Origin of the sequence: Anabaena catenula FACHB-362, assembly GCF_014698735.1 — a bacterium.
In the GTDB taxonomy this organism is placed as follows: domain Bacteria; phylum Cyanobacteriota; class Cyanobacteriia; order Cyanobacteriales; family Nostocaceae; genus Anabaena; species Anabaena variabilis_A.
Map to the genome: position 1 here is coordinate 265,924 of NZ_JACJTQ010000002.1, position 20,787 is coordinate 286,710.

General features: G+C 42.8%; 19 protein-coding genes and 1 tRNA gene. 10 read left to right on the top strand and 10 right to left on the bottom strand.

Translation table 11 applies throughout. The features are described from left to right. Positions 1-2 precede the first annotated feature (2 nt). Together H6G68_RS03160 and rsmI are read left to right on the top strand one after the other, a co-directional pair. Positions 3-614 (top strand): PH domain-containing protein, encoded by a 612-nt coding sequence (locus tag H6G68_RS03160; RefSeq protein ID WP_190905311.1) that lies wholly within the window; start codon positions 3-5, stop codon positions 612-614. A 436-nt stretch (positions 615-1,050) separates the two neighbouring features. After that, a complete protein-coding gene (gene rsmI, locus H6G68_RS03165; RefSeq protein WP_190905312.1) occupies positions 1,051-1,926 on the top strand; it encodes a 16S rRNA (cytidine(1402)-2'-O)-methyltransferase in 876 nt (291 codons plus the stop codon). Between the two features lie 87 nt (positions 1,927-2,013). On the opposite strand, the gene H6G68_RS03170 is transcribed toward rsmI, so the two are convergent. Continuing rightward, on the bottom strand, positions 2,014-5,397 hold the full coding sequence (locus tag H6G68_RS03170; protein ID WP_190905313.1) for an alkaline phosphatase: 3,384 nt from the start codon (positions 5,395-5,397) through the stop codon (positions 2,014-2,016). Positions 5,398-5,840: 443 nt separating this feature from the next. On the opposite strand from H6G68_RS03170, the gene H6G68_RS03175 reads away from it, so the two are divergent. Then, the gene (locus tag H6G68_RS03175) at positions 5,841-7,031 is read left to right on the top strand and encodes an RNA-guided endonuclease InsQ/TnpB family protein (RefSeq protein ID WP_190905314.1); all 1,191 of its coding nucleotides are present in this window, start codon (positions 5,841-5,843) and stop codon (positions 7,029-7,031) included. Positions 7,032-7,109: 78 nt separating this feature from the next. Continuing rightward, on the top strand, positions 7,110-7,286 hold the full coding sequence (gene rpsU / locus H6G68_RS03180) for a 30S ribosomal protein S21 (RefSeq protein WP_190905315.1): 177 nt from the start codon (positions 7,110-7,112) through the stop codon (positions 7,284-7,286). 98 nt (positions 7,287-7,384) lie between these two features. Here rpsU and pth read toward each other — a convergent pair whose 3' ends face one another. From pth to psbH, 3 genes are all read right to left on the bottom strand, one after another. Next, positions 7,385-8,029, bottom strand: a complete 645-nt coding sequence (gene pth / locus H6G68_RS03185) for an aminoacyl-tRNA hydrolase (RefSeq protein ID WP_190905316.1) — start codon at positions 8,027-8,029, stop codon at positions 7,385-7,387. 5 nt (positions 8,030-8,034) lie between these two features. Beyond that, positions 8,035-8,307 carry a TatA/E family twin arginine-targeting protein translocase gene (locus tag H6G68_RS03190; protein WP_127056011.1) on the bottom strand — a complete coding sequence of 91 codons (273 nt, stop codon included), beginning with the start codon at positions 8,305-8,307 and terminating at the stop codon, positions 8,035-8,037. Positions 8,308-8,686: 379 nt separating this feature from the next. Beyond that, positions 8,687-8,890 (bottom strand): photosystem II reaction center phosphoprotein PsbH, encoded by a 204-nt coding sequence (gene psbH, locus H6G68_RS03195; protein WP_016952633.1) that lies wholly within the window; start codon positions 8,888-8,890, stop codon positions 8,687-8,689. Between the two features lie 233 nt (positions 8,891-9,123). Here psbH and psbN point away from each other — a divergent pair, with 233 nt between their 5' ends. Further along, positions 9,124-9,261 (top strand): photosystem II reaction center protein PsbN, encoded by a 138-nt coding sequence (gene psbN / locus H6G68_RS03200; protein ID WP_127056010.1) that lies wholly within the window; start codon positions 9,124-9,126, stop codon positions 9,259-9,261. 245 nt (positions 9,262-9,506) lie between these two features. Here the strand turns inward: psbN and H6G68_RS03205 are convergent, their stop codons facing one another. Further along, complete coding sequence (locus H6G68_RS03205) at positions 9,507-11,249, bottom strand: energy transducer TonB (RefSeq protein ID WP_190905317.1); 1,743 nt, start codon at positions 11,247-11,249, stop codon at positions 9,507-9,509. Positions 11,250-11,621: 372 nt separating this feature from the next. Between H6G68_RS03205 and H6G68_RS03210 the strand changes: the two genes are divergently transcribed. Further along, complete coding sequence (locus H6G68_RS03210) at positions 11,622-12,026, top strand: ExbD/TolR family protein (protein WP_190711974.1); 405 nt, start codon at positions 11,622-11,624, stop codon at positions 12,024-12,026. A gap of 212 nt (positions 12,027-12,238) precedes the next feature. Here H6G68_RS03210 and ccsB read toward each other — a convergent pair whose 3' ends face one another. The 4 genes from ccsB to H6G68_RS03230 all read right to left on the bottom strand — a co-directional run bounded on the left by ccsB (position 12,239) and on the right by H6G68_RS03230 (position 16,265). After that, positions 12,239-13,282: a c-type cytochrome biogenesis protein CcsB gene (gene ccsB, locus H6G68_RS03215; protein ID WP_190905318.1), complete on the bottom strand. Its 1,044-nt coding sequence runs from the start codon at positions 13,280-13,282 to the stop codon at positions 12,239-12,241. Between the two features lie 367 nt (positions 13,283-13,649). After that, a complete protein-coding gene (locus H6G68_RS03220; protein ID WP_190905319.1) occupies positions 13,650-15,338 on the bottom strand; it encodes a DUF3352 domain-containing protein in 1,689 nt (562 codons plus the stop codon). Positions 15,339-15,438: 100 nt separating this feature from the next. Beyond that, positions 15,439-16,062 carry a chorismate lyase gene (locus H6G68_RS03225; protein ID WP_190905320.1) on the bottom strand — a complete coding sequence of 208 codons (624 nt, stop codon included), beginning with the start codon at positions 16,060-16,062 and terminating at the stop codon, positions 15,439-15,441. 122 nt (positions 16,063-16,184) lie between these two features. Further along, positions 16,185-16,265 (bottom strand) — tRNA-Leu (locus H6G68_RS03230). 269 nt (positions 16,266-16,534) lie between these two features. Between H6G68_RS03230 and accC the strand changes: the two genes are divergently transcribed. Next, positions 16,535-17,881, top strand: a complete 1,347-nt coding sequence (gene accC, locus H6G68_RS03235; protein ID WP_071191726.1) for an acetyl-CoA carboxylase biotin carboxylase subunit — start codon at positions 16,535-16,537, stop codon at positions 17,879-17,881. 151 nt (positions 17,882-18,032) lie between these two features. On the opposite strand, the gene H6G68_RS03240 is transcribed toward accC, so the two are convergent. Further along, on the bottom strand, positions 18,033-18,326 hold the full coding sequence (locus tag H6G68_RS03240; protein ID WP_190905321.1) for a YggT family protein: 294 nt from the start codon (positions 18,324-18,326) through the stop codon (positions 18,033-18,035). A gap of 245 nt (positions 18,327-18,571) precedes the next feature. Here H6G68_RS03240 and psbX point away from each other — a divergent pair, with 245 nt between their 5' ends. The 3 genes from psbX (at position 18,572) to H6G68_RS03255 (ending at position 20,668) form a co-directional block, all read left to right on the top strand. Continuing rightward, entirely contained in the window at positions 18,572-18,691 is a 120-nt protein-coding gene (gene psbX, locus H6G68_RS03245; protein WP_028083398.1) for a photosystem II reaction center X protein, read from the top strand. A 463-nt stretch (positions 18,692-19,154) separates the two neighbouring features. After that, a complete protein-coding gene (locus tag H6G68_RS03250) occupies positions 19,155-20,063 on the top strand; it encodes a Ycf66 family protein (RefSeq protein WP_190905322.1) in 909 nt (302 codons plus the stop codon). Positions 20,064-20,122: 59 nt separating this feature from the next. Then, positions 20,123-20,668 (top strand): TolB family protein, encoded by a 546-nt coding sequence (locus H6G68_RS03255; protein ID WP_199332479.1) that lies wholly within the window; start codon positions 20,123-20,125, stop codon positions 20,666-20,668. Positions 20,669-20,787 lie beyond the last annotated feature (119 nt).

Genomic DNA, 20,787 nt, shown 5'->3' on the forward strand with positions numbered 1-20,787 from the left:
TTATGTTCAAAAACATGGCAATGGATGCACTGGGTTTGAGTGATATTGGTGCTGTGATCAAACCCGAAGATTATAACAAGGTGGAGAGTGATGACTATGTGATGCATGAAGAAGGTGAAAAAATCTATTTTCTGATTAAATCAAAAACCGATGAATACTGTTTCACTAATCTAGCTTTGATTCATCTGGATGGAACTTCTGCGGTTAGTAAAAAACGCTTACTCAAACGCTTTAGTTATAGTCAACACATTATTAAAGATGTGAGGTTAGAAACCGCAGGAACAATAGATATGGACATCGAAATTAAGTTAACGATGGGTGATCAATCCTACTCTATTGATGTTGCTAAAATTTATATTGCCCCCTTGAAAGACTTGTACAAAGCTTTACTAAAAATTGCATCCATTCAACGTGAAAATGCCGTCTATTATCAATATGCCCAAACTAGTTTAAATACAGCCTCCAGCACAGTCAGTCGTGCTACAAATACATCTACTTCAGAAGAACAGTTTAAGGCAATTAACTGGTATGCCTTTAATTGGTTAAAGTATGCCCATGAAACCTATGTGCGTAAGGATTTTGGTGAGATTTTTGAGAAGTTTATTAACAACTAATTTATAGTTGTATGGTAACTTACAGCAGATTGCAGATCAATGAGGCTTCGCCGTGAGCGTCAGCCGATAGCTTGCGTGGCGTAGCCATACGGTACAGAATCAAAATTGAAACCTATACACCAAGCCAGTTTTACTCCTGACTCCTGACTCCTGACTCCTGACTCCTGAATTCTGCTGTAATTTTCAAGGTGTAATTTGAATTTCTTTTTTCTGTGTCTCGGCTGTTTCAGTTTTTATTTTGCAATAGGTAAATTGTAGTTGGATACAATACAATCGAGGGCGGGGAAACCCCGCCCCTACATGGTTGGCGATGAAAAACTGTACAGTGAAAACAGCTATAAAAACCAATTTAATCAAATAGTTGCTGTTGGAAGTTCTTCTGCTCAACTCAACTTACAAATGAGAATTATTGTCTTTTTTTCATCTAACATATTTTATGCAAACTGATCCAAAACCATCAACACTTTATATTGTCGGTACACCGATTGGCAACTTAGAAGATATCACTTTTCGGGCGGTGCGAATTTTGCAAACTGTGGATATGATTGCAGCGGAAGATACACGCCACACTGGTAAACTACTGCAACATTTCCAGGTGAAAACTCCCCAAATGAGTTATCATGAACATAACCAGAATAGCCGCATTCCAGAGTTATTAGAGCATTTAACAAATGGGAAAGCGATCGCACTGGTTAGTGATGCGGGAATGCCCGGAATTTCTGATCCAGGATATGAATTGGTAAAAGCCTGTATTGAAGCAGGAATCACAGTTGTACCTATTCCTGGTGCAAGTGCAGCAATTACAGCTTTGAGTGCTGGGGGATTACCAACAGATAGGTTTATTTTTGAAGGCTTTTTAGCAGCTAAGAGTCAACAACGACGACAACAATTAGAATATTTGCAAGCCGAACCCCGGACGTTGATTTTTTACGAGTCTCCTCACCGCTTACGGGATAGTTTAGAGGATTTAGAGACAGTGTTGGGGAGCGATCGCTCTATAGTCATAGCACGAGAACTAACTAAATTATACGAAGAATTTTGGCGAGGGACAATAGGGGAAGCGATCGCACATTACCAGCAAAAAGAACCCCAAGGCGAATATACCCTGTTAGTAGCGGGAACTCCAACCAGTAAACCCCAACTCACAGAAGCAGAACTCAAAGCCGAATTATTACAGATTATGAAACAAGGAGTTTCCCGTTCCCAAGCCAGCCGTCAATTAGCCAAAGATACTGACCTATCCCGTCGTCAACTGTATCAACTAGCCCTTGCTATAGAGTTCGATTCTGAATCTGTAATTACCTCTGAATGAAAAAAGAACCAGGGAGAAGAAAATATAGAAATTCTTATCTTCTTCCCTGGTTAATAGCTACTAACGAAAGAAAATCAAAGTTTGAAATTAGGATTGAAAAACAAAATTGGTATTGACATCCAAACCAGTAACGCCATTAACAATAGCAACTGTTTGACCATCCAAGCCAATTTCAGTATTACCACTGACAACACTGAGAGTCAAACTGCTAGAGGAAATACCAAGAACCCCGATCACATCAACACCCTTTTGGAAGTCAAGGATAGTATTGGCAGCATCAGGTAGTTCAACAGTGGCGATCCAGAATTGGTCAGCACCAGCACCACCAGAGAGTAAGTTACCACCACCGAACTGGACATAGAACTGATCATCACCATCCCCACCCAAGGCGCGATCATCTTTACCCATGTAGAAGATATCATTACCAGCACCACCAGACATCCGATTACCACCTTGAGCATCGGTAGCATCAAATACGTCATTACCGCTGCCACCAAAAGCGCTATCGCCCTTGTTCACATAGATAATATCTGCACCACTACCAGTATTGATACGGTTACGTCCAGCAATGGTAGAAGACGCTGTTTGTGAGTCAACCTCATCGTTACCAGCACCAGTAAATACAGAATCATTGATACCATCAAAGGCAGTATTAGCCGCACCAGCCACTAATTTGTCATCAGCAGTAGTTCCCGCTACCAATTGGGTTTCTTGTAGTGCTGCGGCCTCTTCTGGTGTCACCCCAAACATAGTTTGGTACATGAGATCATATATCTCAGTATTGTCCAGAGTGCTGGGTAATTTATCCGCATTCATCCCATAAGCTTTAGAAACAATGCTACCAGGGAAATCGGGAGTACCCACCCAAGCAATACCAAAATTACCCATTTCTCCATCTATGCTATCTGTAGATGGGAAGGGTATCCAAGGAGCTTCTGGTGTACCTGTACTGCCATTGATACCATCTAAAACTGCCCGATTGGTATTGGTTGTGGTGGGATTGACACCGATGAATGGCGCACTAGGCTCGCTATCTGCCAGAGGGGGGTTAGTTGTAGAGTTACCAGATGGACGAGTGTAAGGAGTATATTGGAAAACCTGCATCCCACCCGCATCACTATCAGCAGCCGTCAACACCAAGGTATTTGGATCTTGGGTATTAACATAATCCATTGCTACACCGATAGCTGCATCTGCCCGACGTACAGCTTCAATAGTACCGACAGCATTGTTGTTGTTAGCAAAGTTGTCACTACCTTCTTCTTCAACTACGACAAAGAAACCATCGGGGTCTTTGTTGAGAATTTTCAAAGATGCTTCTAGCATCTCAGCTACTGTGGGAGCAGTAGCCACATATAGAGGTAGAGGACTAGAACTATTTAGCCCTAGTTCTTCTTCGGTGCTATCGTCAAAGGTATGAATAGCAGCAAATACACCTAAAAGCTTAGTTGGTGGGTTTTGGCTATTTACCACCTGATTCATTTGCTCTTCGGTGTAAACTACCGTATAACCCAAAGATTGGGCTAGTTCGATGAGGTTGATGCTTGGGCGACGAACTGGGCTGGTTTCTGAGGCATCTATCTCAGCAGTAACGTGGAAACCAGTTGTGCCTTGAGGCAACATATACAACTCACCACCACCCATGATTACGTCTGTACCAGAGCGGATGACTTGTTCAATAATCTCAGCGTATTTATCTCGCGCTCGGTTATTATCACCTAAACGGTTGGTGGTTTCCGCAGCAAAGGCAGCAGTACCAGGTTCAGCTAAGTGACCAGATTGTAATAATGCTGTAGCTTTACCAGCAGCGATCGCTTCTTCTAAAATTGTATAGCCAACTTTACCAGAAGCCGGGGTGACAATAGATTGATCTTCATTCAATCCAAAGGATTCGTTAAATACCTTCACACCGTTGGCGTGGGTGACAGCACCAGCATTGGAAGTACCAGTTAACTGGTTTTCCATGTGTCCCAGGTATACACCCGCATTTGACATTTTGTCCCAATTCAGTCTGCCATCAGGACCCTTGTCAATATTGCGGGCTGCCATGTAGTGAGAAGGACTTGTGCCATCTGGATGAATGAAGATGACATTTCCAGTATTTTTCGTGGCTTGAGGTGCTGGTGTCGGTACAGGATTACGAGATTCTAGTTCAGTCTCGAACAGAGTCTCATACATCAACTCATAAATTTTGGTATTGTCCAGGGTTGCAGGTAATTTCTCTGCATTTAGACCATGTGCTTTAGAAACAATAGAACCACTAAAATCTGGTGTACCCGCCCAAGCGATGCCAAAATTGAATACGTCACCATTAGCATCTGGAGCAGCGACAAAAGGCAAGGTGTTAGCCCCGGTTTGCCCGTCTAATGGTACGTTACGGGATTCTGTGGTGGGGTTATTGTTAATATTGCCTAGATTTTGTCCAGCAGTGCGGGGATCTACCACCTGTAAACCACCAGCATCACTATCAGCGGCAGTTAACATCAAAGTGTTAGGATACTTATCGATGAAGTCCATTGCTACCCCAATGGCTGCATCAGCCCGACGCAAGCCTTCTAAAGTACCAGCAGCGTTGTTGTTGTTACCGAAGTTATCTGTACCTTCTTCTTCAACAATCGTAATTGAACCATTATCAAAGTTGGGGTGTTTTTCCATCAACTTCTGGGTGACATCCAGCATCTCTGCAATGGTTGGCGCTGTTTCCAGATACAGTGGTAAATTAGCTGCTGCTAAAACTTCTTCAGGGCGATCGTTAAAGGTATGGATAGGTGCAAACACACCTAAAACTTTGGTTGGTGGTGTAGGGAGATCAAGCAGAGCATTGAGTTGTTGTTCTGTGTAAACAACTGTATAACCTTTGCTCTTTGCTAATTCAATTAGGTTTTCAGTGGGGCGTTGTAGGGAATTGGTACTCAGAGCATCCAGTTCAGCCGCTGTACCGTGAAAACCATCAGTACCAACTGGTAAAAGGTTGAGTTCACCACCACCCAGGATAAAATCAACACCTGATTCAATTACCTGCTTGGCAATATCAGCAGACCTTTGTCTGGGAGGAACTCTACTTCCATCATCACGAATCAGTTCACCAACTTGAGCAACGAAGGCCGCTGTACCAGGTTCAAAAATTGCACCAGACTGAACTAGGGCAGTTACTTTGTTAGCTGCGATCGCTTCCTGTACAATTGTTTTACCTGTGTTAGTAGCACCAGATAAAGGCACAATTTCTGAACCATCTGCTTCTAACCCAAAGGATTCTGCGTAAACTTTAGCACCTGTAGCATGAGTAACAGCACCAGCGTTAGATGTTCCACCTAGCTGATCTTCCATGTGACCCAGATAAACACCAGCGTAGTCAAGTTTGTCCCAATTCAAACGTCCATCGGGTCCGTGATCTACAAACCGTGCAAAAGCATAGTGAGATGGACTAGTCCCATCTGGGTGCATGAAAATGACATGATTACCTGTTGTCATAAAACCTCTGAATTAACCAGTTCAGTGTTTGGGAGTCATTTTCACTTAACTATGCTTTAGTTAAGAAAAGTTACTGCAACAGGTTAACTCAAATTTATTTATTTCTTAAAATTTCTCTGATTTGGATGCTTACGTAGTGTGCGCTTTGCCCTTAGTAGTATCGCTTCAGCCTACCACGTATCATCAGTTTAGAATTCCCGTGTCTTTAGACCGGAGAGAGGTGAATAATAAACTAGATTAAACACAAATAAGCCCAATTGAATATCTAAAATCTCAAATCTCAAGCTTGTCTCAAACCCGCTCTAGACTAGAGGACTTTGCTAAGTTTGAGGCTAATATTACCAAAAAGTTGGGTCTAAAGCCCCGTCCTTGTAGGACGGCTTTTGATTGTACTTTTATTAATCTTATACCAGATGTGTTAGTATAAGATAGGAGGTAAAGAGATGCTTGTTTTTGAGTTTAAAGTTTATGGGAAATCAGTTCAGCTAACAGCAATAGATGATGCAATTCGGACTGCACAATTCGTTCGTAATAGCTGTATTCGGCTGTGGATGGACGTTAAAGATACAGGTAAAAACGACTTGCAGAAATATTGTGCTGTTTTAGCTGCTAATTTTCCATTTGCTAATGAACTCAATTCAATGGCTAGACAAGCTTCTGCTGAACGAGCATGGTCTTCTATCACCCGGTTTTATGATAATTGCAAAAAGGGTATTTCTGGTAAAAAGGGGTTTCCTCAGTTCCAAAAAGATTGTCGTTCTGTTGAATATAAAACATCAGGATGGAAGCTGGCAGATAATCGTAAATTCATTACTTTTACCGATAAAAAGGGTATTGGTAGATTCAAAATTAAAGGGACTCGTGACCTTCATTTCTACCAAATCAACCAAATAAAACGGGTGAGATTGGTAAAACGGGCTGACGGTTATTATTGTCAATTTTGTATTGATGTTATCCGTCAAGAAAACATAGAACCATCTGGTAACACTATTGGGTTAGATGTAGGTTTGAAAGAATACTGCACTGATTCTAATGGGGTAATGGTTGAGAATCCTAAATTTCTGCGTATTGGAGAAAAGGTTCTTAAACGTTCACAGCGTCGTGTTTCCAGAAAGGTCAAAGGGTCAAAAAATAGGGGTAAGGCTAGACAGATTTTAGGGAAACGCCATCTCAAAATAAGTAGGCAGCGTAAAGACCATGCTGTGAAGTTAGCACGGTGCGTAGTTCAGTCTAACGACTTGATAGCCTATGAAGATTTGAGAATTAAAAATCTGGTGAAAAATCATTGTTTAGCTAAGTCTATTAACGACGCATCCTGGTATCAGTTTCGTGTCTGGCTTGAATACTTTGGACTCGTATTTAAGAAAGTTACGGTAGCGGTAAATCCACAATATACTAGCCAGGAATGCTCTAGCTGTGGTGAAGTTGTCAAGAAAACTCTATCTACTAGAACTCACGTTTGTCAGTGTGGGTGTGTAATGGATAGAGACAAAAATGCAGCCTTAATCATCCTTAGTCGGGGATTGAGTACCGTAGGGCATACGGGAACTTTTGCGCTAGACGCAAGTAACGCTTGGGGAGATGAAACCTCTACTCTATCTGGCGCAAGCCTGGTTGAGCAAGTTATGTCTTAGATTCAAGAATCCCCGTGCGTTCACGCCGGGGAGTGTCAAAATGGAAATTATTGAGAAGAAATTGAGGATAGACTGAGAATGACCCAGGTGGTTTTAGGAGAAAACGAAGGAATAGATTCAGCCCTCCGTCGGTTTAAACGCCAAGTCTCCAAAGCTGGTATATTGACCGATGTAAAGTATCATAAGCACTTTGAAACTCCCCAAGAAAAACGCAAACGTAAGGCAGTCTCAGCTAGACGCAAACGTCGTTTTTAAATATCCATTCGGCTTGGTACTGGTGTGATAGTAGGTGAGAGGTGACAAGAGGAAGTTTACCAATCACCAATTACCCATTACCAGCCTAAACCAGATAACTAGCCACCTGGGTTAATATCAATAGTCCAGCTATTACAACGATTCATAGCCTTTTCTACACCCTGCTTCAAGCTGAGTTCAACACACTCAACCACACAGTCCAGCACCAGAGTCATCAATTTAGTTTCTGTAGCAGAAAATCGCCCCAACACATGGGAAACAGTCTCAGAATTATCATCATTGGCTGCACCCTTGGGTTTACCAATACCGATTCGCAACCGAGGGAAGTTTTGGCTACTCAAATGGGAAATAGTGCTTTTCATCCCATTATGTCCCCCCGCAGAACCAGACAAGCGCAGACGAGTCTTTCCCAAAGGTAAATCCATATCATCATAAATTACCAGCACTGACTCAGGCGGTAATTTATACCAACTTGTTACCGCTTGAATAGACTGTCCAGAACGATTCATATAAGTTAGCGGCTTCAGCAGACGAATTTTACCGCCACCCCGTGCAGTACCTTCACCAAACTGTCCTTGAAATTTGCGATTTTCCCCTAGGGAAATTTGCCAAGCACGGGAAAGAGCATCTAAAGCTGCAAAGCCAATATTATGGCGGGTTTGATCATATTTAGGCTCTGGATTCCCCAACCCGACAATTAGCTGGGGAATTACCAAAGCTGGTTGGGTAAGAACTTCTGTCATTTTTTCTAACTGGTGGGAGAAGAACCAGCAGTATCCTGCTGCGATTTGGCTGATTCAATTTTCTTCGGTTCCAGTTCAGCAGTAGTTTTGACAGCTTCTTCCAATTGTTCAGCTTCCCGTTTAAACTCAGTTTGAAATTCATTGGAAGCTTCTTGGAAACTGCGAATAGTTTTACCTAAACTACGACCAATTTCTGGTAGCTTCTTGGGGCCAAAGATTAACAGTGCCACTACCATAATTAAACCCATTTCTGGCAGACCGATACCAAAGATGTTCATGATTTTTCTCCTTTAGATTCTCCAAGCGCAGTAGAACCTCTCCATTATTTAGTCTAATTAATAGTTATACCAAGAAAGAAAAATAATGGCGACAGATAGAAAACTGCAAAGCTGATGCAGTAAGTCTTTGACAATCCCAAATCTAAAATCTAAATTCCAAAATGGTATTAAGTACCTCAGCAAAATTAATTATACATTTTGCCAAAAATAAAAATCTCTGTGTTCCTTGACTGTTCCCTGTTCCCTCTCCTAAATATGCAATTTATTTTGCACGACTACTTAGCTGTTGGTGATTAACAAGCATTACCCAAAGAGCAAAAAACCCGGACAAGCCGGGTCTATGGTAACTTGTTATCCAAGCTTGATGTTTTAATGGCAATTAGCCGCCTAAACTGCGCCAATCAACAAGTACATCCTGAATCAACAGAGATTTATTGTAAACTTGCAGAATAATTAACAAAAACACCAAAAATAAAGCCATAAAAACACCCATTAAAGGTGTCGTTCCCCAACCTGGAGATACTTTACCATACTCAGCATTTAAGGGTCTGAGGATATCTCCCAACTTAGTCCGTTGTGCCATAGTTCACCTAAGATCAATTGCCAAAGCTTTTTTAATTTTCTTATTTCCCACTGTAGGGTGCTGCAATATTTCAGCAGGATGTTTACCTTACAGCTGGGATTATTCTGACTATGATGATAATACCACTATGAGGGTCGGGTAGTTTGCCTGGGTTTAGTGAATGCAGGGGTGGTATTTATGTTAAATTTTGTAATATTCTATAAACATAGCTCTCATAATATAAACCTAAATTTATGGACTTAGAACCCGGTCTGGTGCTTGGCGTTTCTTTCTGTGCAATACTCGTTGCCATTACAGGCATGGCAATTTACACCTCTTTTGGTCCTCCTAGCACTCAGTTAGACGATCCTTTTGATGACCACGAAGATTAATCAATCTATTAACTTAAAAGGATTCTAGTTTAAGTGGTCTCGTTGAACCAAGAATCCCCGTGTCTTTAGACCGGGGAGTGTCAACGAAAAAATGGGTTTAAAGCCCCGGACAACGAGCGACGGCTTTCTGATAAAATAGTGAAACAGGCAGGGCATTGTCTGTTGGGCGAGATAGTGTGAGACGGTATAAAACTGCAACTGTTGTTTAAACCCAGAATCTCCGCACTTTTAGAGCGGGGAGTATGTCAATCGTTACTACTTCCATTAGAGGAAGGCGCAGATTCAGATGGTTGTCGAGAACGGCGTAAAGCATTCTGTAACCTAGTCCCGCTATTTGATGATTGATTTGATTGGTTCAATTCCCGTCGCCGTCTTCGAGTCGAAGTTTGTGGCGCTCCTGATGTTCTGACATCTGCTGTAATTTCCCGTCGCCGACGTAAGCGATTACCAAGAGAATTCTGCTCAGAACGTCGTATCCGTCGAGGGGTTGAATCTTCAGAATTTGTGCTACTGACGTTTGTTTGTCGCCGCAAACGACGACTCAATCTGCTGCTTACTGATTGTTCAGAATTGGAAGATGCTGTTTCCAAATTTCTCCGTCTTCTTTGTGTGCGAGGAATTTCTGTATTATTACTTGATGCCTCTAAACGCTGTCTGCGTCTTGGGGTTTCTTGGGAAGAGTTTTCAGATGAAGCTACTTGCTGTTGCCTTTGTTGTTGTTCTCGTTTCTGCTGGCGATCGCGCACTTGGCGAAAACGGCGAGAACCTTCAATAGCGTATTCTGTGGCGATTGAAACTCCTTTTCTTCCTGACTGGGAAGGCTTTAATTTCCATTCCCGCGCTTGTCTGAGGTGTTCTTCATCCAATTCCCTATCTCCACTAGAACGAGCCAAGCGGACATTAGTGACTTTACCGTTTTCATCCGTATCAACCGCTACCTCAACTCGACCTTCCGCCCCTCGCCGTCTTGCCCTTTCGGAATACTTGGTTTTACAATCACTGCAAGCTGCACGACCATTACCTGAACCATTAGAATTACGACTGGTGTCAGGTTTTTCTACTTCAGTTGGTAGCTGAGGCTGTGTTGGGGCTGCCGCTACAATTTCGCGCCTTCTACGTTCAGAAGTACCCGTCCCATTACCGGAACCTGTACCGGAACCTGTACCACTTCCACTTCCAGTACCGGAACCTGTACCCGTCCCAGTACCGGAACCTGTACCACTTCCACTTCCATTACCCGAACCTGTACCCGTCCCATTACCGAAACCTGTACCCGTCCCATTACCGGAACCTCCTGTTAGTTGATTAGATTCAGAAGAATTATTGCCAGTTCCGATTTGACCGGCTCTTGTATCTCTAATCTGACCCAGCAAGTTTCTCAAATTATCACTACTTTGTTGCGTACTAGTAGATGATTGCACAGAGGTAGTATTAGTTACTACTTTTGTCGAAGCTTGAGGCTGGTTATTTTCAACTGGCTTTTTTGGTTCCTGAGAAATTACTGGATCTTCCTTAAGTGGTTGAGGTGGAGAAACAGACTGGGGCTTAAAGTTATCAACCAACTTTTGTACGGGTGCGATCGCTTTTTGAATAACTGGTGGCTTTTCCACTGTTACAGGTGTTTGCGGCGGGGCTTGAACAGTTACCGGAGTCTGGAACTGTGGTTTTGCAGGAGATTCCGTGAAGGAATTACCTCCACCACCGCCTTCAGATAAGGAATTACCTCCACCACCGCCTTCAGATGATGTTTTTTCTGCTGCTTTTTTCTCGAATGGTAATATCGGTGTTTCCTTGGCATCTGGTTCAACCAAGGTTAATTCTATAGGTTCCTCTTCCAGTTCCGGCGCTCTAGCCAAAAAATTACCAATCCCAGAGGCTAGTACTGCCATATGCAGCACTAGTGAACCAATCATACTGAAAGTCAGGAATGATTTGAGCGCCTTGACCTCTTTGACTCGCTGTTCGACTGCAATAGTGGAGAAGCTCATAATTTTATTGCTATTTTATATCGTTAATGTTCTGACAATAAAATGATTATCCACAAATGTAAAGCTATAAAAAATTCCTCTTGTAGCGACTGCCATCGGTTATGATTCAGGCTGAATTTATACATATTAAGGCTTTTAGCAGAAAATTTCCATAAGAGAACTAATAATTAATCTCATTAAACAGTGACAAGCTCTTGACTGGTATTTTAGTTTGTTTAATTTTTATTGAAAAATAATATCATTTATTAAACGACAATAATAGCTAGTTTTACGGCTTCTACCAACGATGGATAGCTTTCCTCCAAAAAGAATATGGCGAACAGCAAGCCCTACTATAATTAAGTCGCTACGAACAAGGAGGAGAGAAAACTGATGCGGCTACCAGATGAACCAGATATTCCAGCACAGATCAATATCGTACCTATGATTGATGTGATCTTTGCGATTTTGACGTTTTTTATCATGTCAACGCTATTTTTAACCCGACAAGAAGGTTTACCCGTAAATTTGCCCAAGGCGGCGACATCACAGCAATCCCAAATTCCTACTAAAATTACCGTGACTCTAGAATCATCTGGACTCGTCAGCCTGAACAAAAAGCCGACAACAGTTGATGCTTTATCTGAGGAAATACGTACTTTAATGGGTACAGATTCAGAATCGATCGTAATAATTAATGCGGATGCTAAAGTTGAACATGGGAATGTTGTAGCGGTGATGGATAAAGTGCGTCAGGTGAAAGGTGCAAAATTAGCGATCTCTACTCAAAAGCCTTAGAGTAAGATTTAGTAAGTTTTTCGGAATTTTTAAGTTTTTATTTTCCCCCTTTCTGTGGAGAGGGAGTCAGAGGGTGATAAGAGGCAGGGAGCAGGGAGCAAGGAGCAAGGGGGAAAACTGAAACGGAGCTTGTACTCCGCCCCACTAAGAGCGCCCTAGAAGAGAAGGAGCATTTCCCCTGCCCCCTTCCCCTCTGCCTCTTCGGTGAGGTTCTAGAAAAACCAACCGTAAGAATGTAAGCCCTTACCCAAAAGATTTACACCGAGATAGCAAATCCAAACAACAACAAAGCCAGTGGCGGCTAAAATTGCTGGTTTGCGTCCTTGCCAACCGCGAGTGATTCTAGAATGCAGATAAGCCGCAAAAACCAACCAAGTGATTAACGCCCAAGTTTCTTTTGGGTCCCAACTCCAGTAAGAACCCCATGCTTCATTAGCCCAAACACCACCAGCAATAATACCGATTGTCAGTAGGGGAAATCCCAAACCGATAATCCGATAACTGATATTGTCGAGGGTTTCCGCTAAAGTCAGGCGTTGAGGTGAAAGAATTTCAGCAGATGGAATTGGAGTAGTTGTCACCGCATCCAACACAGCAGTACCATTACCATTGTTGTTGCTTTCATAACGAGAAAAGCCATTATTTTCCGATGGAGGTGTTGGCGGTTGAGTAACTAATTCTCCGGCTTTGAGCAGTTTGTAACCATTGCTGCGATAACCACCATTACCAACAGAACTACCTTGTAATTGGATATTTTGTCCGCGAGTCACAATTAAAAATGCGATCGCTAACAACGCCCCCACCATCAAAGCCGAATAACTCAACATCATCACACTGACGTGCATCATCAGCCAATTCGACTTTAAAGCAGGAACTAAAGGTTCTGACACTTGCATTGTTGATGGTAGTGTCAGAGTAGCAAAAGCCGCAATTCCCATTGCTACAGGAGCAGTGACAACCCCAACCAAACGACTACGGCTGTTATTCTCTGCAATTAAATGAACAGCGGTAATTCCCCAAGTTAAGAAAAATAGAGACTCGTAGAGATTACTCAGGGGAAAATAACCAGCTTCTATCCATCTCGCTCCTAATAGGGTAGCAATACACAAATTAGCGATTGCCATTCCAGCTGTCCCCAAAGCCGCAGTCACCGATAAACTCGGAAAAGCCGCCCCCACCCAATACACCAACATGGTGCAGAATAAGATGGCAAAGGACGCATTATCTAGCCAGTTCTGGAGTACAACCAGATTCATAAACTTTTCTCTCCAGTGGATACTTGAATCAATTATCAGTTATCAGTTCTCAGAGAGAGTTAAAGAATAAACCTAACTCAAAAAAAGATCACTTACAGCAGAATTCAGTTCCGGCGGAACGTCTGTACAGGAATAAAACCCCATTAATACCCGATTGTTGGTTTAAATTTCCTACTTCCTGCAACCTGCAATCTGCTGTATCACTGATTTAATTCCGACTATTCTGATCCTATCTAGTTTTGGTCATTGCTAATTGGGTGATATCAAGTCCCGCTAATTGCTGTTCAAAAAACTCTCCGTTTCTCCGCGTCCCCCTGTCAGCCCCAATGATCAGTATTTCACCGGACAAGAAATAACTTCTCAGTCCCTATTTACCCACTTTCTTAAGTTCTAAAAAAATGTCATAGCGCTTGCTACGACTATCATTAACCGCAGTTGTTACACCAATATTCCTTGTCGCTGCGAGAAATTTCTGTTGATTGGGAAACAAAGAATTGAGGGTAAAACTTTTAACAGTCCTGTCCACATCCAAGAAAAATTGACCATTGGGTGGATTCAGTTCTGTGGGGACTGTTTGTTGAAAAGAGAGATTACTAGCTAAAGAGTTATTAGGTTTGGGAAGAATTTTATCGGTAATGGGAGCGCCCAAGACAAAGAAAGCCACATCATCATCTAACCAGCCATGAGTAGCCGTTAAAGTTCCAAAAGGTGAAATCCAGTTAACAACAGGTTTACCCGCCACCTTAGCCTCTTGGATCTTAAATTGGTATTGATTTTGCATAGCCTCGTCTAGCTGTTTTAAGGAATTTTCCCCAGCTTGGCGTAGGTTTTGCCCACCATTGGCATTGCTTGCCTGTACCATAAATACTAAACCTGACCGAAAATTATCTGGTGAACCATCTTTTGGAGTATTAGGAATCACCGCCACTGAAAATTCTCCTTTCATCCAAGTCAGCAAATCTTTCTCTAAATCCAAATTGGTAAAAGATTTTACATCCTGTCGCAGTTTTTCAGGCAAGATGGGTGATAAAGGATTTCTTTGCGAAGTAGAAACATAGTCTCCCCAAAGCCGATGTAAGTTACTCCCAGACAGCATCATTAAAGTTTCACTGGGAAGACGATTTTGCATTTTCCCCGCTTTATTCTCTACCGCCAACACCCGCTGACTATTAGGATTTAACCAAGAAACACCCTTTAAGCCTATTCCTTTGTCCTCTAAGATCACAGTTCCCGCTAAACCTTGGTTATTTTGAAGTTGAGATAAAACCTGAGCAGGTAAAGGCCGATTCCTATCCGTAGCAGCTATTTTCGCTGCCGTGGGAATATTTACGTAAAAATGGGCAAAAGGTTGATAACTGGAAGTTTTTGGGAAATTCTCAACAAAGCCGCTGCTTGTCGCTAGAGATACTTTAGTTTTGTAGGCATCAATTGTTCTTTCTGCGGCTTGAGGATTATCGGTGATGACGAGAAACCGCTTATCTATTAATGCTGCTGAGAGATTTTCCCCAGCTTTTCCCTCAGTTTGTTTAATGGCGATTCCTTGATAAATCCGGTCAATCCATTTACCTTGTTTGAGTGGTTTAGGTTGTGCCAAGATACTATTGGCGATTTCTGGATTTTTGATTGGTAGCACCATTACCACTGATTGATCAGAAGCAGTTTCTGCGTTAGTAGCTATTGGTTTAGGTGCAGTTTTTCCCACCGGGGGAGCCAAAATTGCAATGGTAACTTCATCACCTACCCAAGGTTGAATATCTTTCTGGAAATTGTAACCATTATTCGCCAGAAATCGTTGTTGTAATTGTACTAAATTCTTATCCAGTTCCGCTTGGGTTTCTGATGTCCCAAACTCCCGCAACTTCTGCCATTGTTTAGTATCCGTCGTCAAGGAAACTGCTAATAAGGCATCTTGAGGAATAATATTTGCACCCACCGGCAAATCTCTAGACAATGGTTGTCCTTGAGTTAAAAACCAATATGCTACACTCCCCGCACCAATCAATAACCCAGCCGCTGAGAGTGTAAGCAGCAAAGACGGTTTCTTTTTTTTATTCATCACATCAAACACAAACCGTAGTTGTTAGTAGTAACGCTATAGCGCCTTAGATACTATTTAGAACTTAAGCACTGACTACAAACTATTTTTTCTCCCTAATTCAATCACCATTAGCACTCATCTGTGTGTTTCCCAAATATTTGGTTAGATAAGGCGAAAATACTTCATAAATCAAGGTTAGAGGCTGTCCATGATGCCAAAACAAATAATGACGACCCCAGAAGGGGCCAACTTCATCAAAGCCTGACTCTAGCGCAGCTGAGTAACCACAGTAAATTCCTCGAATATCTCGATACAACTCGGTGCGAATCCGAGCTAAACTCGCCCAAATTGGTAAGGAACGGTTTTGCAGATACTCATCTATATGACTCGCTTCCCACCATGAAGTAGCATATCCTAATCGCTGTCCAGAAGCAGTACGTAGCCACACCTGTCGGCGCAGTCTGGGACTGGGAACAACTTGAATTAAATCGGGAGCATTATCCGGGTTTGTGCCAATTAACGACATATCGATAACATCCACTTCTATCGGCTCACAAGTGAGTAATTGTAAGTGTCTGGTGGGGGAGCCATCACCCAATAGTAGCAATTGCCAAGCTGGCGCTAACTGAGTGTGAGACAAACCTTTTTGAATATCTTCTTCTTTACCTTGCCAAATCGGATTTAGCCTATGCCAAGCGGTTGGCAATGTCAAGTTATTTGTTTGTGTAACAGTAGTAGTCAATTTTGTTTACAAAACTTCACCTATCTCTATGAAAGCACAAAAAACCCAGATTCCTATGGGGACACTGGGTTAGATAAGCTGACAAATATATTATCAGCACTTGTTAATTAAGACCTAAAAAATGCGGATGGCGAGACTCGAACTCGCAAGGCAAAGCCACACGCACCTCAAGCGTGCGCGTATACCAATTCCGCCACATCCGCACGGGTTGCCTAGATTTAGAATATAGCATAAAAAAGAGAATATCCCAAATATTTCCCAAATTTCTTTATTGAGGTGATGGGGTGATGGGGAGACGCGGGGACGCGGAGAAATAATTATCTACGGCCTCCTGCACCCTGCCCCCTGCCTCCTGCCCTCTGCTCCCCTGAACGCTTACAAAATTTGTGAGAATTTGCAGTAATGCGACAGCTTTATCTCAACGGGATGGGAGAGAATGTCAATCTACTGGTACTAATATCAAAGCTAGAAAATGAAGTTTGACAAAATTTTAATTGCTAATCGGGGAGAAATAGCACTTCGCATTCTCCGAGCTTGTGAAGAAATGGGAATTGCGACGGTTGCTATTCACTCCACTGTTGACCGGAACGCTCTCCACGTGCAACTTGCGGATGAGGCAGTTTGCATTGGCGAACCTGCCAGCAGTAAAAGTTATTTGAATATTCCCAATATTATTGCCGCCGCCTTGACGCGCAATGCCACGGCCATTCATCCTGGTTATGGCTTTTTGGCTGAAAATGCTCGGTTTGCTGAAATTTGTGCTGACCATCACATTGCCTTTATTGGCCCTAGCCCCGAAGCAATCCGGTTGATGGGGGATAAAGCCACGGCCAAAGAAACCATGCAAAGAGCGGGAGTACCGACTGTACCGGGCAGCGATGGTTTGGTAGAATCTGAGCAAGAAGGTAAGAAAATTGCTCAAGAGATCGGCTATCCTGTGATGATCAAAGCCACAGCCGGTGGTGGTGGACGCGGTATGCGCCTTGTCCGCTCCGAAGACGAGTTTGTCAAACTTTTTTTAGCAGCCCAAGGAGAAGCAGGAGCAGCTTTTGGTAATGCTGGCGTTTATATAGAAAAATTTATTGAACGTCCCCGCCACATTGAATTTCAAATCTTGGCAGATAACTATGGTAATGTCATCCACTTAGGCGAGAGAGATTGTTCAATTCAGCGTCGCAATCAAAAGCTACTGGAAGAAGCCCCTAGCCCTGCGCTCGACTCAGCCCTCCGGGAAAAAATGGGAGATGCTGCCGTCAAAGCAGCCCAATTCATCAACTACACCGGCGCAGGAACTATCGAGTTTCTTCTGGATAAATCCGGTAAATTCTATTTTATGGAAATGAACACCCGGATACAAGTTGAGCATCCTGTGACAGAGATGATTACTGGTATAGACTTAGTGGTTGAACAAATCCGCATTGCCCAAGGTGAAAGACTGCAACTGACTCAAGACCAAGTAGTTCTAAGGGGTCATGCCATTGAATGCCGGATTAACGCCGAAGATCCCGATCATGATTTTCGTCCCTCTCCGGGAAAGATTAGCGGCTATCTACCACCTGGAGGACCCGGCGTGCGGATTGATTCTCATGTATACACAGATTACCAAATTCCCCCCTATTATGACTCCCTGATTGGGAAGCTAATTGTGTGGGCCCCAGACCGCCCCACTGCCATTAACCGCATGAAACGCGCTTTGCGGGAATGTGCCATTACCGGGCTACCCACCACCATCGGGTTTCATCAAAAAATCATGGAAACTCCGCAGTTTTTGGAAGGCAATATTTACACCGATTTTGTCCAGGAAATGAAATTGCAGTAATTGGGAAAATGGGGAGATGGAAAATATTTATTAAGAAAACTGGGAGCAGCAGAGCGTCTAAGGGTCTGAATCCCGCCCTCTCCGCGTCTCCCCCTCTCCGCGTCCCCGCGTCTCCCCCTCTCCCCATCTCCCATCTCCCGCCTCCAATCACCTAATTCACACGAGACATCATGGTCAGTAATCCTTGCTGACCTAGTAAAATTTCTCGGATGAGGCTCAAAATAGCAACCCAAATAATGGGGGTGATATCCACTCCACCTATGGGTTGTACTAGCTTTCGCAATGGCACTAAAAAGGGTTCCGTTGGCCAAGCGATGAGATTAAAAGGCAAACGATTGAGATTCACTTGTGGATACCAAGTGAGAACGATACGGAAAATAAACAAAAATGTCATCACTCCCAAAACGGGTCCGAGAGTCCAAGCGGTCAGGTTAACACCAGTCATCACTTTCAGCTACTATCTGTGAAGAAATCAAAAACTTGGGGTCTGCCAAAAAAGTTTAAGCTTTGTAAAGCATTCTCTCTCTCATTTTAACCAAATGCTGTCGTCTTACCTGAGATTAGTGTCTTTTTTTGTCGAGCGATGAAGCTGATAATTGATAATTGATAACTGATAACTGATAATTGCTTCTCAAGAAAGTGATACAAGATTAAAATTAGGATGAACAATGTAAAAAAAGGTTGAGAACTATGACACCCTCTTTAGCAAATTTTCTTTGGAGTCTGGTTTGGGGTACTGCAATTGTGGTTATCCCTGCAACAGTTGGGCTGATTTTCATTAGCCAAAAAGATAAAATCCAACGTTTTTAATCCTTGGGGACTAGGGACTGGGGAATGGGGACTGGGAAATTGATATTTCGTATCTGCTCCCCAGCACCTATGCCCTAATGGTGCTAAAAAGCTTCAGAGCTTCTTTGCCAGATGCTTTGAAGCTTAAATAGGGTTTGCTGAAAAAGTCTTTTCGTTAGGGGTTAGGAGTCAGGAGTCAGGAGTCAGGAGTCAGGAGTCAGGAGGAAGAATTAGAAGCAGCTTTTGAATAGTTGCTTTGGGGGAAAAGTGATCAGTTTTTGATGGGTTTTAATGTCTATTCCTTGCACCTTCTTAACCTTCTTAACCTTTTTAACCCCTGAATCCCTTGATTTATCTAGGTTTTACATTTATATGCCTAACGGCACGCTCCGCGAACAGCAAGCCCTAAATATATGGTCAATAGTTTAGAGTAGTGATTTTAATTGTGACTCGCTAACATAGATTTGATATTGGGAAAACAGAAATGATAAATTTTGGGCTGAATTCAGCTGGTGTTTTGGCTCAGGTTAATTTTGGGACGAACTCAGCCAGTATTCTAGGAATTTTCCTGGCTGTGGCTGGAGCAGCACTGTATTTTCTTCGCACTGTGCGTCCAGAACTTTCACGAGATCAAGATATCTTTTTTGCAGCAGTAGGCTTGCTGTGTGGTTTTATTCTAATCTTCCAAGGATGGCGGCTAGACCCAATTCTACAATTTGGTCAGTTGCTTTTAGTTGGTACTACTGTATTTTTTGCAGTTGAAAGTATTCGTCTACGGAGTATAGCGACCCAACAAGCTAAACGGAATACGCCAATTGTGGACGATGAGCGCGAGGTCAGCAGAAAATATTCTTACTCTGAGCGTCGGAATTATCAAGCTGAGATGGATGCAGATTTGGAACCACTGCCTTATGAGGAGGAAGAACGTCCTCAACGTGCTAGGATTCGCGGTAGCAGAGATGAGGAATCAGGGCGTGATGATTATTATGAGGAGCAACCTCCCCGCCGTTCAGAACGCCGCAATAATAGGGAAAAACCAGAAACAGGAGAGACGAACCGTCGTCCTAGCTCTAGGCGTTCAGTGAATCGCCCTACTGAAAGTTATGAAGAAGAAAATTGGGGTTCTGTTTCTAGGGGAGTTGATGATTGGGAAAGTCCACCAGAGGACGTAAAAAAAACACCACGTCGTACTAATAACCGACCCCAGCGCCCAGAAAGTCGTGAGGATGATGTTGCTCCCAGACCAAGAAAACGCCGTCCACCCACCGATTCTACTCCCCGCAGACAGAGGGATGATGATGAGGCAATTCCCACTGATTATGTGCCATACAACCCAATCGAAAAGCCAAGTGAGCGACCAGATAATTCCAACGATTTTGATGACGATATTTAAATCATTTGGGGTGGTGGTAGTGTCGGAGGAGAAGGAAAACGTTTGATGTGAAAACATTTATGTTGAGATTTTGGCTCCAAAAACCAATTCATTGGAGCCTAATTTGTGGCTTGACAAGTTTACTTATATCTTGTGGTGCTAATGAGATTTCTTTAGGGCCTACTTCTCTGAATAGTCGCTATAAGGAGGAGCAACCTGCATTTAGTGGCAATGGTCGGTTTTTAGCTTTTGTATCCAATCGAAATGGTAGTCAGCAGTTGTTAGTGTACGACTTAGAAACCCAAGCTTTTATTCGTACACCAGGTTTAAACAGACGGGAAACAATTGCCGAAAGTCCTAGCCAGAGCTATACAGGTCGTTATATCTGTTACATTACTAGCGACCAAGGTAGGCCAGTGATAGCATTGTACGATCGCTCTATACAACAGTCACAAATCCTCACTCCCACCTATCGGGGTTGGATCAGAAATCCTTACATCAGTCCTGATGGGCGTTATGTTGTGTTTGAATCTGCTAGTCGTGGACAGTGGGATATTGAGGTTTTAGATCGAGGTCCGACTGTGGAGTTAGATATTCCCAATGGTGCAACTGTGAATAATTCGTAATTCGTAATTCGTAATTGGGAACAGGAATTATTGATTCTTCTGTGCCTTCCAATGACTAATGACTAATGACTAATAACTAATGACTAATGACTAATGACTAATGACTAATGACTAATGAC

Excerpts from the sequence above, each read along its gene's own strand:
- rsmI (WP_190905312.1), top strand. The coding sequence starts at position 1,051 with ATGCAAACTGATCCAAAACCATCAACACTTTATATTGTCGGTACACCG.
- ccsB (WP_190905318.1), bottom strand. The coding sequence starts at position 13,282 with ATGAATCTGGTTGTACTCCAGAACTGGCTAGATAATGCGTCCTTTGCC.
- H6G68_RS03170 (WP_190905313.1), bottom strand. The coding sequence starts at position 5,397 with ATGACAACAGGTAATCATGTCATTTTCATGCACCCAGATGGGACTAGT.
- H6G68_RS03175 (WP_190905314.1), top strand. The coding sequence starts at position 5,841 with ATGCTTGTTTTTGAGTTTAAAGTTTATGGGAAATCAGTTCAGCTAACA.
- accC (WP_071191726.1), top strand. The coding sequence starts at position 16,535 with ATGAAGTTTGACAAAATTTTAATTGCTAATCGGGGAGAAATAGCACTT.
- psbN (WP_127056010.1), top strand. The coding sequence starts at position 9,124 with ATGGACTTAGAACCCGGTCTGGTGCTTGGCGTTTCTTTCTGTGCAATA.
- H6G68_RS03160 (WP_190905311.1), top strand. The coding sequence starts at position 3 with ATGTTCAAAAACATGGCAATGGATGCACTGGGTTTGAGTGATATTGGT.
- H6G68_RS03205 (WP_190905317.1), bottom strand. The coding sequence starts at position 11,249 with ATGAGCTTCTCCACTATTGCAGTCGAACAGCGAGTCAAAGAGGTCAAG.
- H6G68_RS03250 (WP_190905322.1), top strand. The coding sequence starts at position 19,155 with ATGATAAATTTTGGGCTGAATTCAGCTGGTGTTTTGGCTCAGGTTAAT.
- psbX (WP_028083398.1), top strand. The coding sequence starts at position 18,572 with ATGACACCCTCTTTAGCAAATTTTCTTTGGAGTCTGGTTTGGGGTACT.
- rpsU (WP_190905315.1), top strand. The coding sequence starts at position 7,110 with ATGACCCAGGTGGTTTTAGGAGAAAACGAAGGAATAGATTCAGCCCTC.
- H6G68_RS03240 (WP_190905321.1), bottom strand. The coding sequence starts at position 18,326 with ATGACTGGTGTTAACCTGACCGCTTGGACTCTCGGACCCGTTTTGGGA.
- H6G68_RS03190 (WP_127056011.1), bottom strand. The coding sequence starts at position 8,307 with ATGAACATCTTTGGTATCGGTCTGCCAGAAATGGGTTTAATTATGGTA.
- H6G68_RS03220 (WP_190905319.1), bottom strand. The coding sequence starts at position 15,338 with ATGAATAAAAAAAAGAAACCGTCTTTGCTGCTTACACTCTCAGCGGCT.
- pth (WP_190905316.1), bottom strand. The coding sequence starts at position 8,029 with ATGACAGAAGTTCTTACCCAACCAGCTTTGGTAATTCCCCAGCTAATT.
- psbH (WP_016952633.1), bottom strand. The coding sequence starts at position 8,890 with ATGGCACAACGGACTAAGTTGGGAGATATCCTCAGACCCTTAAATGCT.
- H6G68_RS03255 (WP_199332479.1), top strand. The coding sequence starts at position 20,123 with ATGTTGAGATTTTGGCTCCAAAAACCAATTCATTGGAGCCTAATTTGT.
- H6G68_RS03210 (WP_190711974.1), top strand. The coding sequence starts at position 11,622 with ATGCGGCTACCAGATGAACCAGATATTCCAGCACAGATCAATATCGTA.